Genomic DNA, 14608 nt, shown 5'->3' on the forward strand with positions numbered 1-14608 from the left:
CGCTCAGCTGGACTGCTTGAACGCCATCACGGCCTGGTTGCGCAAGGTGCGCAGCAAGGCCAGTTCTTTTTCGTCCAGCTCCAGTGCGCCATGTTTGAGCTTGTCGGCGTAAATCAGGCCGAAAGGCGCGCCCTTGATCTGCAAGGGCAAGAGCAAAAATGCCGCTGCATTCAGGCCGCTGCGGTACCACGCGGGCAGCCGCTGCACGATGCGCAACTCGGCAGCGTCACTGATCATGGTGTCGGCGCCCTTGATGCACACCACCCCGAACAAATCCGGCGAAGCAGCCTTGAGGTGGGTCTTGAAGCCTTTGATGTGCGCCTCCACGCCCTGCCCCAAACCGAAGCGTCCGGTCATCATTTCCGTCTTGGCGTCGCGCATGCAAAAAATGATGCGGTCAAACTCCAGCGCGCGCAGCATGGTCTCCAGGATCATGCGCAGCACATCGGTGAGCTTGAAGTCATCCACCATGGCGTTGGTGATGTCTTGAATACCCGCGGAAAGTGTTTCGGCTACCAGGTTGTTGCGGCGGGTAGAAGGCGGCGCACCGGGTTCATCCAAGGGGGCGGCCTGAGTGGCTTGCAGCGCAAAGCTGCCCAGATTGCCGTCTGTTTCCGCCTGCAGGGGCGCGGCGCGGCTGCTGAGCTCTACCGGCAGCTGCAGCAACTTGGCAGCTGCAGATCCCGGCGCCACATGAATGTCCATGGCATTGGCAAGGTCCACCAGCTTGAGGCGGGCCTTGGCCGTGGCCTCATTCACCAGCTTGATGCTGCTGCCCATCACATTGGCGTATTTCTTGGTGACAGCGGCAATGCGGTCATCCACCTCTCTGGCATCGCTGCGCAAGAGCACATCGGCGATTTCGTTGGACGCGAGAGCAATCCAGCGAATGCGTTCAGCCGCATCGGACGGTGGCGTGGACGGCGGCGTTCCTGTAGGTTTGCGCATGCAGCGCTGGATTCCCGGCGGCAAACCCCAGCTCTTGGCGATACCCAGCCCCAGTTCTTCATAGCTCAGGCCCAAGACACTGATGGAAGCGGCCTCCTCGGTCTTGCGATCACGGGCTGACTGGGTGAGGGTCCGGATGTTGTTGGCCTCTTCCGGGAAATAGAACTGCGCCAACAACCGGCCCAGATTCTGGAACATGGAGCCAATGAATGCCTCCTCGCTGTCGCGCACCAGCGGGCATAGCTCTCCACCAATGGAGCCGGCCATCAGCGAGCGCAGAAACTCTTCTTTGAGCTGGGCCGCATGGGCCTTGTCCTGCATGTGCTCCAGCAATACCAGGCTGAGCGCCATATTGCGGATGCCGTTGAAGCCCACCAGGTGCACGGCCCGTGACACGGTGCTGATGCTGCCGCCACGTGCGTAGTGCGCACTGTTGACCAGGCGCAAGAGCTTGTTGGTGAGCGCCACATCCTTGAGGATTTCGTTGGTGACGCTGCCCACACTCTCTTTATCGGAGCGGGCCATGCTCTGGATACGGGTCACGGAATCCGACAAGGCGGGAAAATCGCTCTTGTGCCGCATGCGCCGCAGCAAAAACTCCAGGGTGGCGTTGTTGGACGCTTCACTGCCTGCAGCAGGTCCTTGCAGGGACTTCACCCATAGCTCCAGCTCACTCTGGAACAGCCGTGCGCTGACAAACCGCTTGCTGTTATCTCTGGCAAGGGCCCGTAACACAATGGCACGCAGCTGGTCATCCACACCCGCCGGCATGACCTTGGGGAGATCCAGTTGCTCATTGGTGACGCGGTAGATGGCCCGGTAAGGGTCAGATTCCATCACCAGCTGGCGGCCCATCAGCATTTCTGCCAGCACCAAGCCAGCCGAAAAAATGTCCATGGCAGGGCTGGGCGCGGCGCCATTGGCGGCCTCTGGTGATAGATAGCCGATAGTGCCCCCGCTGCCGGGGTGGGGGTCCTTGCTGTTGGCCTCAGGGATGCGGGCCGCTATACCGAAATCCATGACCCGCGCGCGCCCCGCGCCATCGATCACGATGTTGGAAGGCTTCAGGTCCCGATGCACCACGCCGGAAGCATGGGCGACTGCTACGGCGTCCAGCACATCCATCATGAGTGCGACCGCCTGACTGGCTGGCAGCGCCCCATTCTGTTTCAGGTGCTGGTCCAAGGTATTGCCAGCGATGTACTCAAACACCAGGTAGGGCTGCGCCTCATGGATGTCGGCTTCGTAGACAGGCACGATATTGGGATGGGTGACACGGCCCACACTGCGGGCCTCTTGCAACCACTGTGCAACCGCCTGCCCATCGACGCCGGCACCCGGACGCATCACTTTGACAGCCACCTCGCGCTCCATGCGCGGATCAAAGGCCAGCCACACGGTACTTTGGGCGCCCTTGCCCAGAATGCGGATCAACTCGAACCTTCCCAACAGGCTCTTGGCAACTTGGCGGCTGCGGCTGTCATCGCCGCTTCGGGCTGTCTGGGTATCTGGCATGAAAATCCGTGTAGAGGGGTGCGGGGGCGCGAGACGCTGTCAGTATGTCATCAAAGTTTCATGGCTGAGTTATCGGCAACATACATTTCAAAATCAATGGCGGCCAGCGGACGGCTGTAGAGATAGCCCTGAAACAGCCGGCAGTGGTTGGCGAGCAGGAAATCCCGTTGGCCTTCCGTCTCGACCCCCTCTGCAATGACCGCGAGTCCCAGGTTCTCACCCAGCTGCAGAACGGCACGTGCAATGGCAGCGTCACTGGGATCGGTAAGCACGTCGCGCACAAAAGCTTGGTCGATTTTTATCTGGTCCAGGGGCAGTTTTTTCAGGTAGCTGAGCGAAGAAAAACCGGTGCCGAAATCATCCAGAGAGCAGCCCACGCCCAGCGTATGGAGACTGTGCATCTTGGCGATGATGTCGCTCATGTCATGGACCAGCATGCTCTCCGTCAACTCCAGCTTCAGGCGGGCGGCTACCACGCCGTGCTGTTGCATGGCACTGGCGATTTGCCCCACAAAGTCAGGCTGCAAAAACTGTTTGGCGCTCACGTTCACAGAAAGGCTGACCCCATCCATCGCTGGTGTACGCGCCCATCGCTGCAAGGTTTGACATGCTTCCTGCAATACCCAGCTGCCCAAGGGCAGGATCTGCCCGGACTCTTCCGCTACAGGGATGAAATCGCCGGGCGAAACCATCCCCAGTTGGGGATGGCGCCAGCGTAAAAGTGCTTCCGCACCAACCACTTTCCCGTCTGCCTGCACCTGCGGCTGAAACACCAGAAAGAACTCACGGCGCGCCATGCCACGCTCAATATCCCGCTGCAGGGAATTCGCCTCGGCGGTCTCCATAAGCGTGATGTGCACCAGCGCCAGCATGCCCAGCATGGCGGTGGCGGCATTGATCCAGACCCCGACTTGGCGCACGGAAGCAGGGATACTGAGTTCGGAAGGAATACTCCAGGACGTACTGGCGAACACCACAAAGGTCAGTATCAGCACGCCAGTCAGGGGCCAACGCAGAAGGGGTGGCTCTTTACGCAGCACCAGCATGGATGCCAAGGTCAAGACTAGGAGATAGAGATGGGAAGTCCGCGGAGCCACCGCATCCGGGACGTCGAAATACAATGAAAAGAGGCCGATGGCCAAGTAGGTCACCAAGGTCACCAACAAGAAAGCAAGCCGTGTCAGTTGCAGATGCGTCAACCACAACACGCTGCCACCAGCCACCAGCAGCACGAACTCCACTGCTGCGATTACATATTCCCCCGTCAAGGCAAAAAAAACCGACCACCCTGCACCCAAACCCATCAGCAATCCGGCACTGACCCACAGTATGCGGCGGATGCGGTGACGGTGGATGCTGGAACTGAGCTCATCGGGATTCATGGCATGGCTCCCCGGTCAGGGCACGAGTGGACGTAGCGCAAAAATTCATCGGCAGGCAGCGGCCGGCTGTACAAATAGCCTTGGTAACTGTTGCATCCGTTTACGACCAAAAAGTCGCGCTGTTCACCGGTTTCAACCCCTTCGGCGATGACCTTCAGGCCCAGCGTTTTGCCCAGTGCCAAGATGGTTTGAACAATGGCGGCATCGTTCGGGTCGGTTAGTACATCCCGTACAAAAGACTGGTCAATTTTGAGCTGATCCAGCGGCAAGCGCTTGAGGTACGAAAGAGATGAATAGCCCGTACCGAAGTCATCGAGCGAAAAGCCGACACCGCGGGCGCGCAATGCAGACATTTTCACGATCACATCGTCCAGGTTGTCGGCCAAAAGACTTTCAGTGAGCTCCAACTTGAGGCAGTGCGGATTGGCACCGGTGTAGTCCAGCATGTCCAGAATATGCTGCGCAAAATCCTGCTGCCGGAATTGCCGGGAGCTGACGTTGACAGCCAGCGTCAGCGCACGGGTCTTCGGGTCCGCGGCCCACGCGACCAGCTGGGCGCATGCGGCCTCCAGAATCCAGCTGCCCAGAGTCAGAATCTGGCCCGAATCCTCTGCTACCGGAATGAACTCTGCCGGCGAGACCATGCCACGCGTTGGGTGGTTCCAGCGCAAGAGCGCCTCTGCCCCTATCACATGACCTGTTTGATCGACCTGTGGCTGAAAGAACAGTACAAACTGACCGAACAAGATAGCTTGTCGTATGTCCGCTTCCAACTCGGCGCGCCGGCTCACAGCCGCCTGCATCTGTGGGTCGTAAAAGCGCAGTCCATTGCGTCCGGCGCCCTTGGCTTGGTACATGGCAAGGTCCGCCTGCTTCAAGAGGTCTTCTACCTCGACCTCGTGGCCATTGAAGAGCGTCAGCCCCATGCTGGGTGTGCTGTGGAACTCATGTCCGGCGAGTTGGTAAGGCCAGTTCAATTTGGCGATGATTTTCTCGCCGACCGCCGTGGCTTGGGAGGCTGCAATATGGTGCATCTCATCGAGCCCTTCGAGCATGACCACATACTCGTCGCCCCCCAGCCGGGCCACCGTGTCTTCCTCCCGGACAGTGTCCAGCAAGCGTTGAGCAACCTGCTGGAGGAGCAAGTCCCCCTTGTCATGCCCCAGGGTGTCGTTCAAGTTCTTGAAATGGTCGAGGTCGATGAACAGGAGCGCACCGCATTGGCCACTGCGCGCGCTGCTGGCCAAGGCATGCCGCAAGCGATCGATCAGCATGCGACGGTTGGGCAAGCCGGTCAGCGGGTCGTAAAAAGCGAGTTGACGGATTTGGTCTTCGGCTGCCTTGCGTTGGGTGATGTCCGTCACCGTGGCCACAAAATGGCTCACTGCCCCGGTATCGTCAGTGACTGCCGTGATGTGCAGCCATTGGGGATGGATCTCGCCATTCTTGCGACGGTTCCACATCTCCCCCTGCCAAGTACCTGTGCTTGCCAGCGAAACATTCATCTCCGCATAAAAGGCGTTGTCGTGCCAGCCCGAGCTGAACATGGTCGGGGTATTGCCGATGACTTCAATATCCTCGTACCCCGAAATTCGGGTGAACGCTTCGTTGACCCGCAATATCCGGCGCTGGGGATCGGTCACCATCATGCCTTCCTGGGCTTCGAATGCTGTCGCCGCCACCCGCAACTCCGCCTCCGTTCGCTTTCGCTCACTGAGATCGATGTCAAACCGGAACAGCTCCTTGCTGCTGCCATCACCGATCACCGCTGCATGCCCTGTCAGTACCGGTACCTCACGGCCTGTCTTGTGCAAAAGCAACATTTCTCGGGCTTCCGGCGCCCGGCCCGACTCCAGCATGCCGGCAATCAAACTCCTGAATTCTGATCGCGCCTCCGGTGGTACCAACACCTCGACCAGGTTGCGCCCCAAAACTTCCTCTTCGGTGTAGCCATAAAACAGTTCGGAGGCGTGGTTCCAGTAGGTGACAGTGCCGTCAGGCGTGAACCCTTGCACCGCTACCGCACTGATGTTTTGCAACAGGCTGCGAAAACGCATTTCAGAGGCGCGAAGGGCCTCTGCGGCGGCGTGGCGATTGGTCACATCACGGGCCAGCAGCACGACCAGTTTGTCGTCACCCCCCTCCGCCCCAAGTGCATGGGTGCGCCCCTCCAGGCGACGGGAGCCCTGGGTAGTGGGCAAGTCGACTTCAAATGTAAGTGTCGTTCTGGTGTGCAGCGTTGCTCTGATGTGGCCAAGCACCCGGTCTGCTTCAGACGATGGAAAAACTTCATGCAAGGTGTGACCAACCAAGCTGGACACCTGTTGGCCCAAGGCGGTGTCGACATGACTGAGCACTTCCACCAATTTGCCATCTTTGTCCAGGAGGCACAGCAGGTCCGGTATGGCATGGACGGTGGCACGCAAGCGGGCCTCGTGGGCGCGCAGCGCATCTTCGCCCTGCAGGCGCTGGCGTGCATCGTCCAGAATGCGGCCCAGGCCCCAGGCTGCCAAGGCATAAATCAACCAGACAGACAACATCCGGGAGAAATCCGGGTCCGCGACATCCGGTTGAAAGAACAACAGGCAGGCCAAGGCCAGCAGCTGGCTGAGCAAACTGAACAACGGCATCCACCCCAGCCACTGCTCGCGAACCGCGGCGCGACCCCACTGGTGATAGGCCAATCCCGCAGCCGTGCTCACCACCATGGCCAGCACTCCGCTCCAGCCGGCAAAGTCGCCCACATCGAGATAAAAGAGCAGCGCCAGCGCAGCCGCCAGGCAAGCGGTTACCGGCCCGCCTATTGCCGCCGCCATGCTCAGCACGACGGTGCTTCCATTGACCTGCAAGCCGGGGGACAACGACACCGGATTCAGAACGGCCACCATGCAAATGGCCGCGAACAAAAAACCGGTAGCAACCTCGCTCAGCGCCCCACTCCTGCGCAAGGAGCGGATGGTGAAGCTATATGTGAGGCTGAGCGCCAGCAACAAGGCAACGCTTTTGACAAGGTCTAATGCCACAGGGAGCTCCCGCAGCCAAGATCGTTATGGAACACCAAACGTCTCTCCCTGAATGGTTGTTCGGGAGATTATGGCGCGCAGCCTGTTTTTTGAGCAGCGTCTTATATAGGGATTTCGCTAGTTTTTGCGGGCTTATAGGCCCGAAGCCATTCACTGGCTGCTTTGCTCGCGCAACTGCCGGCGCAATTGCTGGCGCTGGCTTGCATCCAGAGTCGCATTGCCTCTAGCGGCTTGCTCCCCGTTAGATCGCAACACCGCCTTCAGCTCACTCCGGCGCATGGCCCTGTCAGTCGGGGCAGGACGGGATGCTTCTACACCCTGACTGGGGCGGGGCGCAGCGGGCTGCGCCCACACGGTGGCGCAAGCCAGCAAAGACGGGACAATGATCCGGATGAGGTGCATGATCGACAGTCAAATAGCGAACCCAGATGGTGGCAGTTCGGCCGGCACAACGCAGTAACGCGCGCCCCAGATTTGTAACATAGTGTCAAAGCTGGGCCTCACACCGAAGGTTTGTGACTCCTTCCGCGCAAAATCCGGCCTGTTACATATTTGAGGACGTCATGCAAGCCCAATCCAGCCGACCTAACAAAATCCTAGTGGTGGATGACGATGCGCGCATCCGTGACCTGCTGCGCCGCTACCTCACCCAGGAAGGCTTTGAAGTGTTGTTGGCCGAGGACGGCAAGTCTTTGACACGCATCATGCTGCGGGAGACGGCCGACCTCATCGTGCTGGATTTGATGATGCCGGGTGAAGACGGCCTCTCTATCTGCCGCCGCCTGCGTGCTGCCAACGATGTGACCCCCGTCATCATGCTGACCGCCAAGGGCGAAGACATTGACCGTATCGTGGGACTGGAAGTCGGGGCGGACGATTACTTGGGCAAGCCCTTCAACCCCCGTGAATTGCTGGCACGCATCCACGCTGTGCTGCGCCGCCGGCCTACCCAGGAAGCCCCGGGCGCGCCATCCAGCGACAACGAAATCGTCAAGTTCGGCACATTTGTGTTTGACCTAGGCCTGCGCACCCTGAAAAAAGCGGATCAGGAAATCACCCTCACCACCGGTGAATTCGCCATGCTCAAGGCACTGGTGCGCCACCCCCGCATTCCCCTCTCTCGCGAAAAGCTGGCCCAGTTGTCCCGCGGTCGCGAGTTCGAACCTTTCGACCGCAGCCTGGACGTTCAGGTTTCCCGACTGCGTAAGCTGTTGGAAACCGACCCCACCACCCCCCGCTTTATCCAGACGGTCTGGGGTGTAGGCTACGTGTTTGTGCCTGACGAAGCATCCGCCTGAGCCACAGGTTCTCCCGATTGCAAGCCACCCAACTTCCCGACTTCGACGCCAGCGCTCCGGCCGACCTGGCGGAGGATGAACCCAGTGGATGGCGCAAGCCGTTCTCCCGGGTCAGTCTGTTTTGGCGCACCTTTTTCCTGATCGCCATTCTGCTGATCGGCAGCATCCTCGCGTGGTTGCAGACGCTGCGAGCTCTGGAATTTGAGCCCCGTGCCGTGCAGACAGCCCAGTTGCTGGCCTCCCAGGTCAATCTGAGCCGGGCGGCGCTGGTCTATGCCGATGGCATTGGCCGCATTTCACTCATCAAGACCATGAAGGACGAGGAAGGTCTGCGCATTGTGCCGCGCGAGCCTGGCGACACCTTTGAGTCCAAAGACAACGACGCCTTCAGCCGCCGGGTCGTGGCTGAGCTGGGTACCCGCCTTGGCAAGGGCACCGTCGTGGCCAGCAGCGTGAATGGCCAGCCGGGTCTGTGGGTCAGCTTTGTGATTGACGGGGACGATTACTGGCTGCAAACCGACCAAGCCAAGTTCAACCCTGCAGGTGGCACGACCTGGCTGATCTGGCTTTTGGTAGCTACCGTCATGTCCCTGGCCGGTGCGGCCCTGATTGCGGGCCTGATCAATCGCCCGCTGAAAGAGCTTTCGTTTGCGGCCAGCCGCATGCGGGAAGGCAACTTCAGCGCCAGCCAGCTCGACGAACATGTGAACACCAGCGAAATCCGCGAGGTCAACATCGGCTTCAACCGCATGGCCCAGAAACTGGCCAAAGTGGAGCAAGACCGCGCGCTGATGCTGGCCGGCATTTCACACGACCTGCGCACCCCACTGGCCCGCCTGCGCTTGGAAACCGAGATGAGTGTCAACAACGAGGAGGCCCGCGCCCACATGGCGGCGGATATCAGCCAGCTCGACGCCATCATCGACAAGTTTCTTGACTATGCACGACCTGACCGCGTAAGCCTCACGCCGGTGGTCCTGGGTGATGTGGTGGATACCTGCATTTATTCCATGCGCAAGCTGCCGGACGTGCAAGTCCGGGTGGACATGGAAGATGACCTGCTGGTCTATGCCGATGAGGTAGAGCTAGGCCGAGTCATTACCAACCTGCTGGAGAACGCCCGGCGCTATGGCAAATCCGTGCATACCGGCATTGCGGACATCCACATTTCGGCAGTAGCCAAAGACAAGTGGGTGCTGGTGAAGGTCCGTGACCACGGCATCGGTGTTGCACCCGAACAGCTCTACCAGCTCACCCAGCCCTTCTTTCGCGGGGAGGCCGCGCGCACCGCCGCTAACGGAGCCGGTTTGGGCCTGGCCATCGTCGAAAAAACCATGCAGCGCATGGGCGGCACTTTCCACATTGCCAACTCCAGCTCTGGCGGCCTGTCCGCGAACCTGCGACTGCAAAGGGCCACGCGCTTCTAGGGCAGCCCGGGGAAGGGCAACGCTCAGGGTTTGCTGAGCAGAACCACCGCACGCGCTTCCATGGCGCGACCTTCCCCTACCGGGCCCATCTTCTCCGCTGTTTTGGCCTTGACGTTCACGCAACCGATATCCAGATCCAGCACAAACGCAATGCGTTCCCGCATGGCCTGAATATGCGGCGCCAGCTTGGGCGCCTGGGCGATCACGGTGCTATCAAGGTTGATGATGTGGTAACCCAGCGCCCGCACATCAGCCGCCACTTTGGCCAGCAGCACGGTGGAATCCGCGCCTTTGTACTGCGCGTCGGTGTCAGGAAAGTGCTTGCCGATGTCGCCCAGCGCTGCGGCTCCCAGTAGCGCGTCGGTGATGGCGTGCAACAAGGCATCGGCGTCCGAGTGCCCCAGCAGACCTCTGGTATGCGGGATTTCCAACCCACCCAGAATGAGCTTGCGGCCTTCGACCAGTTGGTGGGTGTCCCAGCCTTCACCGATGCGGATGTTCATGTATGGATTCCGGTTTTTGGTTCAAATGTGATTCTGACGCCCATGGAATATGCGCGAGCAGCTATGAAAAAGATAGTGTTTCCGTTAGCTACCTGGCTCGCGCAGCCAGCACCGCAGCTGCCAACGCAAAATCTTGCGGGTACGTGACCTTGAAGTTCTGGGCGCTGCCTTCGACGAGCTTAGGGCTTTGCCCCACGAATTCCAGCGCGCTGGCTTCATCCGTCACCGCATCACCGGCCGCCCGCAAGGCAGCTTGCAAGGCACCGATACGGAACATCTGCGGCGTTTGGGCCAGCCACTTGTCACTGCGGTCTACCGTCGCGGCTACGCGGCCGCCTTGTTCCTGCTTCAGGGTGTCGGGCAGCTTCAAGGCCAGCAGACCACCGACGGCATCGTGCTGGCACGCGTCAATCAGCCGGTTCACATCGGAAGCGGTGATCAGGCAGCGCGCGGCATCGTGCACCAGCACCCAATCCTGCGCTTGAGCACCCTGCTCCAGCAAAGCAGAAAGTCCATTCAACACACTGCCAGCGCGCGTGGAGCCTCCGCAGGCAGCTACAAAAACAGGAGCACCACGAGGTGGGACAGCGGATTCAAAAAACGTATCCCCAGCCGATACCACCACCTGAATACCCGCCAATCGCTCCACCGCAGCCATAGCCTGCAGGGTGTGCAGCACCATGGCCTGGCCGCCCAACACGGCGTATTGCTTGGGGCCGGCCGCACCGGAGCGACTGCCAGTGCCTGCGCAGGGCACCAGACCCCAAAGTCGAGGACTCACAGCGGAATGTGACGGGACCGGGCGCGCTTCGGCGGGCGACAAAGGGGATATGGGAGGCGTTTGGGTCATAAAGGGAGCGACCATTCTAAAATCACCCTTGCGCAATCCAGCCCCACACCCGATTTTTCTGGCGTGGGGCTCATTGCACGCCAGCCGCCCCTTCAGGCGGCTGCACCTATTTTGGCCGCCCAGACTGCACCCCACCGATTCATGGATCTTCCCAAGCTCACCCCCGGCAAACGTTTCACCCTGCCCCGCCCCACCGGCTCTGCCGACGCCATGTTGCTGGCACGCCTGGGCACCCGGGAGAAAGCAGCGGGCAAGCCTATGACGGTGGTCACCGCGGACGCCAGCGACGCACAGCGCCTCTTGGAAGAAATTGTCTTCTTCGCGCCGGACCTGCGCTGCGCACTCTTCCCCGACTGGGAAACCCTGCCTTACGACACCTTTTCGCCGCACCAGGATCTGATCAGTGAGCGTCTGGCCACCCTGTGGCGCATCAGCCAGCGCGACAAGGAAAACGGGGCCGACGTGGTCATCGTGCCCGCCACCACCGCGCTGTACCGCTTGGCCCCCCCCAGCTTTCTGGCGGGCTACACCTTCGAGTTCAAGGTCAAACAAAAGCTGGACGAGGCACGCCTCAAAAGCCAGCTCACGCTGGCGGGCTACAGCCATGTCACGCAGGTGGTGAGTCCCGGCGAATACGCGGTGCGCGGCGGGCTGATCGACCTCTTCCCCATGGGAAGCCTGGTGCCCTACCGCGTGGACTTGTTTGACGACGAGATCGACAGCATCCGCACCTTTGACCCCGACAGCCAACGCAGCCTGTACCCGGTGCCCGAAGTGCGCCTGTTGCCCGGCCGCGAGTTCCCCATGGACGACGACGCCCGCGCCAAGTTCCGCAGCCGCTGGCGCGAACTGCTGGACGGCGACCCGACCAAGAGCCGCATCTACAAGGACATAGGCAATGGCGTAGCCACCGCGGGTATTGAGTACTACCTGCCGCTGTTCTTCGAGGAAACAGCCACCGTGTTCGACTACGTGGGCGCAGACGCGACCGTGGTGCTACATGGCGACTTGGAGCCGGCCTTCCAGCGTTTCTGGCAAGACACCAAAGACCGCTACCGCCTGGTACAGGGCGATCCGGACCGCCCGGTGCTGCCGCCCGATAGCCTGTTTCTCGGCACGGAGCAGTTTTACGCCAAGGCCAACGAGCATGCCCAACTGGCCATTCGTGCCCAATCCGAAGGCACCGAGTTTTCTGAGGTCAGCCCGCTGCCCGAGCTGGGCGTGGTGCGCGGCACCGAAGAGCCGCTGGCCTTGCTCAAACAGCACGCGCGCAACACCCAGCAGCGCCTGCTGGTGCTGGCCGAGAGCGATGGCCGGCGCGAAAGCCTGCTGGACTTTTTGCGCGCCTCGCAGTTCAGCCCGCCGGCCTTTGACAGCCTGCAGGAATTTCTGGACAGCCAAGAGCCCATCGGCATCGCCACCTCGGGTCTCACCAAGGGCTTCAGTTGGCTGGAGATGGGCATTGACCTCATCACCGAGACCGAGCTGTTTGCCGCCGGCCCCACGACCCGCCGCCGCAAAAAGCAGGAGCAGGTCAGCGATGTGGAAGCGCTGATCAAAGACCTCTCCGAGCTCAACGTAGGCGACCCGGTGGTGCACAGCTCCCACGGCATCGGGCGCTACCGCGGCTTGATGCACATGGACATGGGCAACAAAAACGCTGCCGGTGAGCCTGAGTTGCAAGAGTTTTTGCACTTGGAATACGCCGACAAGGCCACGCTCTATGTGCCGGTCAGCCAGCTGCAGTTGATTAGCCGCTACACCGGCGTGAGCGCCGACGAAGCGCCCTTGCACCGCCTGGGCAGCGGCCAGTGGGAAAAAGCCAAACGCAAGGCGGCCGAGCAGGTGCGTGACAGCGCGGCCGAGCTGCTCAACATCTACGCCCGCCGTGCCGCCCGCGAAGGACACCCCTTCCGCTACAGCCCGGGCGATTACGAGACCTTTGCCAACGACTTCGGCTTTGAAGAAACCGCCGACCAGAAGGCCGCCATCCACTGCGTGATCCAGGACATGATTTCCCCCGCCCCATGGACCGTCTGGTCTGCGGCGACGTGGGTTTCGGTAAAACCGAGGTGGCCTTGCGTGCGGCCTTCATCGCCGTGACCGGCGGCAAGCAGGTGGCGTTTCTGGCGCCCACCACGCTCTTGGCTGAGCAGCACTTCCAGACCCTGGTGGACCGCTTCAGCAAATGGCCGGTGAAGATTGCCGAGATGAGCCGCTTTCGCAGTGGCAAGGAAATTACCGCTGCGCTCAAGGGCGTGGCCGATGGCACGGTGGACATCGTGGTGGGCACGCACAAGCTGTTGTCCGAGTCCACCCAGTTCAAAAACCTGGGGCTCTTGATCATCGACGAAGAGCACCGTTTCGGCGTGCGCCACAAAGAGCAGATGAAGGCGCTGCGTGCTGAGGTAGATGTGCTGACGCTCACCGCCACCCCTATCCCGCGTACGCTGGGCATGGCACTCGAAGGCCTGCGCGACCTGAGCGTGATTGCCACCGCCCCGCAGCGCCGCCTCGCCATCAAAACCTTTGTGCGCACCGAGGGCAATGGCGTGATCCGCGAGGCCGTGCTGCGCGAACTCAAGCGCGGCGGGCAGGTCTACTTCTTGCACAACGAGGTGGAGACGATTGAGAACCGCCGCCAGAAACTCGAAGAGCTGCTGCCGGAGGCCCGTATCGCCGTGGCCCACGGCCAGATGCCCGAGCGCCAGCTGGAGGCCGTCATGCGCGACTTTGTGGCCCAGCGCTACAACCTGCTGCTGTGCTCCACCATCATCGAGACCGGCATTGACGTGCCGAGCGCCAACACCATTGTCATGAGCCGAGCCGACAAGTTCGGCCTCGCCCAGCTGCACCAGCTGCGCGGCCGCGTAGGACGAAGCCACCACCAAGCCTATGCCTACCTGATGGTGCCCGACATCGAGGGCCTGACCAAACAGGCGCAACAACGCCTGGACGCCATTCAGCAAATGGAAGAACTGGGCAGCGGCTTTTACCTGGCCATGCACGACCTGGAAATCCGGGGGGCCGGCGAAGTGCTGGGCGAAAACCAGAGCGGCAATATGTTGGAAGTGGGTTTTCAGCTCTACAACGAGATGTTGAGTGAGGCCGTGCGCTGCCTCAAGAACGGCCAGGAGCCGGACCTGCTGAGCCCACTCAACGTCACCACCGAGATCAACCTGCACGCCCCCGCCCTGCTGCCCGACGACTATTGCGGCGACGTGCACTTGCGCCTGTCGTTCTACAAAAAGCTGGCGACCGCCAAGACTACCGACCAGGTCGACGGGCTGCTGGAAGAAATTGTGGACCGCTTCGGCAAGCTGCCGGCCCAGGCCCAGACGCTGATTGACGTGCACCGCCTGCGTGTGATCGCCAAGCCTTATGGGGTGATCAAGGTCGACGCCGCACCGGGCGTCATCCACATCACCTTCAAGAAGAACCCGCCGGTGGAGATGATCAAGCTCATCGAGCTGATCCAGAAGAACAAGCACATCAAGCTGGCCGGCAACGAGAAGCTTCGCATCGAACGCGAGCTGCCCGAAGTCAAAGACCGGGCCCAGATGGTGCGCGACATCCTGCGCTCTTTGGGTCAACCCGTCGCCGAGAAGGCCTCCGTATAAACAAAATCAGCCCCCGGCGCACATCGCACCTGCGCGAGCAGC

At 60.9% G+C, this 14608-nt stretch carries 8 protein-coding genes and 1 pseudogene; 3 read left to right on the forward strand and 6 right to left on the reverse strand.

The genetic code is table 11. From position 1 onward, the window contains the following. Positions 1–3 precede the first annotated feature (3 nt). The 4 genes from RAN89_RS12620 to RAN89_RS12635 form a co-directional block, all read right to left on the reverse strand. Entirely contained in the window at positions 4–2463 is a 2460-nt protein-coding gene (locus RAN89_RS12620; protein ID WP_313866641.1) for a protein kinase domain-containing protein, read from the reverse strand. 50 nt (positions 2464–2513) lie between these two features. After that, entirely contained in the window at positions 2514–3845 is a 1332-nt protein-coding gene (locus RAN89_RS12625) for a putative bifunctional diguanylate cyclase/phosphodiesterase (protein WP_313866642.1), read from the reverse strand. Continuing rightward, positions 3842–6868, reverse strand: coding sequence for a sensor domain-containing protein (locus tag RAN89_RS12630; protein ID WP_313866643.1), 3027 nt, complete (start codon positions 6866–6868; stop codon positions 3842–3844). The genes RAN89_RS12625 and RAN89_RS12630 overlap by 4 nt, the downstream gene beginning before the upstream one ends. A gap of 150 nt (positions 6869–7018) precedes the next feature. Further along, complete coding sequence (locus RAN89_RS12635; RefSeq protein WP_313866644.1) at positions 7019–7270, reverse strand: hypothetical protein; 252 nt, start codon at positions 7268–7270, stop codon at positions 7019–7021. 161 nt (positions 7271–7431) lie between these two features. Here RAN89_RS12635 and ompR point away from each other — a divergent pair, with 161 nt between their 5' ends. Next, complete coding sequence (gene ompR / locus RAN89_RS12640) at positions 7432–8166, forward strand: osmolarity response regulator transcription factor OmpR (protein ID WP_313866645.1); 735 nt, start codon at positions 7432–7434, stop codon at positions 8164–8166. A 17-nt stretch (positions 8167–8183) separates the two neighbouring features. Next, positions 8184–9593 (forward strand): ATP-binding protein, encoded by a 1410-nt coding sequence (locus RAN89_RS12645; protein WP_428984448.1) that lies wholly within the window; start codon positions 8184–8186, stop codon positions 9591–9593. 23 nt (positions 9594–9616) lie between these two features. Here RAN89_RS12645 and ispF read toward each other — a convergent pair whose 3' ends face one another. Then, positions 9617–10096 (reverse strand): 2-C-methyl-D-erythritol 2,4-cyclodiphosphate synthase, encoded by a 480-nt coding sequence (gene ispF / locus RAN89_RS12650; RefSeq protein ID WP_313866646.1) that lies wholly within the window; start codon positions 10094–10096, stop codon positions 9617–9619. A gap of 88 nt (positions 10097–10184) precedes the next feature. Next, positions 10185–10946, reverse strand: coding sequence for a 2-C-methyl-D-erythritol 4-phosphate cytidylyltransferase (gene ispD, locus RAN89_RS12655; RefSeq protein ID WP_313866647.1), 762 nt, complete (start codon positions 10944–10946; stop codon positions 10185–10187). A gap of 141 nt (positions 10947–11087) precedes the next feature. On the opposite strand from ispD, the pseudogene mfd reads away from it, so the two are divergent. Continuing rightward, positions 11088–14566, forward strand: a pseudogene (gene mfd / locus RAN89_RS12660) (transcription-repair coupling factor). The last annotated feature ends 42 nt before the right edge of the window (positions 14567–14608 follow it).

Source organism: Rhodoferax mekongensis, from assembly GCF_032191775.1.
In the GTDB taxonomy this organism is placed as follows: Bacteria; Pseudomonadota; Gammaproteobacteria; order Burkholderiales; family Burkholderiaceae_C; genus Allorhodoferax; species Allorhodoferax mekongensis.

What these genes read in the sequence shown, in the direction of transcription:
- RAN89_RS12620 (WP_313866641.1), bottom strand. Translation starts at nt 2,463, where the DNA reads ATGCCAGATACCCAGACAGCCCGAAGCGGCGATGACAGCCGCAGCCGC.
- RAN89_RS12625 (WP_313866642.1), bottom strand. Translation starts at nt 3,845, where the DNA reads ATGAATCCCGATGAGCTCAGTTCCAGCATCCACCGTCACCGCATCCGC.
- RAN89_RS12635 (WP_313866644.1), bottom strand. Translation starts at nt 7,270, where the DNA reads ATGCACCTCATCCGGATCATTGTCCCGTCTTTGCTGGCTTGCGCCACC.
- ompR (WP_313866645.1), top strand. Translation starts at nt 7,432, where the DNA reads ATGCAAGCCCAATCCAGCCGACCTAACAAAATCCTAGTGGTGGATGAC.
- ispF (WP_313866646.1), bottom strand. Translation starts at nt 10,096, where the DNA reads ATGAACATCCGCATCGGTGAAGGCTGGGACACCCACCAACTGGTCGAA.
- ispD (WP_313866647.1), bottom strand. Translation starts at nt 10,946, where the DNA reads ATGACCCAAACGCCTCCCATATCCCCTTTGTCGCCCGCCGAAGCGCGC.